Annotated in this window: 1 protein-coding gene; it reads right to left on the reverse strand. The window is 54.8% G+C overall.

The annotated features are described in order from the left end of the window. Positions 1-64: 64 nt before the first annotated feature. Positions 65-1185, reverse strand: a protein-coding gene (locus AC1DUO_RS25175) for an IS3 family transposase (protein WP_477989415.1) whose coding sequence is annotated in 2 segments (ribosomal slippage) — positions 65-927 and positions 927-1185 — 1122 coding nt in all. Because the reading frame shifts where the segments join, the coding sequence is not laid out codon by codon here. Positions 1186-1235 lie beyond the last annotated feature (50 nt).

Genomic DNA, 1235 nt, shown 5'->3' on the forward strand with positions numbered 1-1235 from the left:
ACGCCCTCATGACCCTCTGACAGCATTAGGTAACATGACCTGCCCCCAGGATTAGATACAACGCTCACTTAGTAATGTCGGATCCTTCACTATCAGAATTACCCTTTCTCCAGGCCGCCGCAAATTCAGACGGCGCCTGATAATTCAGCGCGGAGTGCGGGCGGTACTCATTATAATCCTGACGCCATTCACTGATGGTTTTCCTGGCATGACTGACGTCACTGAACCAGTGTTCATTCAGGCATTCATCGCGAAAGCGTCCGTTAAAACTCTCAATAAATCCGTTCTGTGTCGGCTTGCCGGGCTGGATAAGTCGCAGCTCCACGCCATGCTCAAAGGCCCATTGATCGAGTGCGCGGCAGGTAAATTCCGGGCCCTGATCCGTTCTTATCGTCGCCGGATAGCCGCGAAACAGCGCAATGCTGTCCAGAATACGCGTGACCTGCACGCCTGAAATCCCAAAGGCAACAGTGACCGTCAGGCATTCCTTCGTGAAGTCGTCTACGCAGGTAAGGCACTTGATCCTGCGACCGGTGGCCAATGCGTCCATGACGAAATCCATCGACCAGGTCAGATTGGGTGCCGCCGGACGGAGCAGCGGCAGACGTTCTGTTGCCAGCCCTTTACGACGTCTTCTGCGTTTTACGCCCAGGCCACTGAGGTGATAAAGCCTGTACACGCGCTTATGATTAACATGTAGCCCTTCACGGCGCAGCAACTGCCAGATRCGMCGRTARCCAAAACGYCTGCGYTCMAGYGCCAGCTCAGTRATRCGCCCTGATAAATGYGCATCWGCAGCCGGRCGCTGAGCMTCATARCGGCAGGTCGACAGRGAYAAACCTGTRAGCCTGCAGGCACGACGTTGCGACAGACCGGTCGCATCACAYATCAACATCACGGCTTCCCGCTTCTGGTCTGTCGTCAGTACTTTCGCCCAAGAGCCACCTGAAGCGCCTCTTTATCCAGCATGGCTTCGGCAAGCAGCTTCTTGAGYCTGGCGTTCTCTTCCTCAAGCGACTTCAGGCGCTTAACCTCRGGCACCTCCATACCGCCATACTTCTTACGCYAGGTGTAAAASGTGGCRTCGGAAATGGCRTGCTTRCGGCAGAGYTCACGGGCRGAWACCCCGGCTTCAGCCTCGCGGAGRATACTGATGATCTGTTSGTCGGAAAAACGCTTCTTCATGGGGATGTCCTCATGTGGCTTATGAAGACATTACTAACATCGKGGTGTAT

The organism is Rahnella sp. P4_A8 (assembly GCF_056402435.1).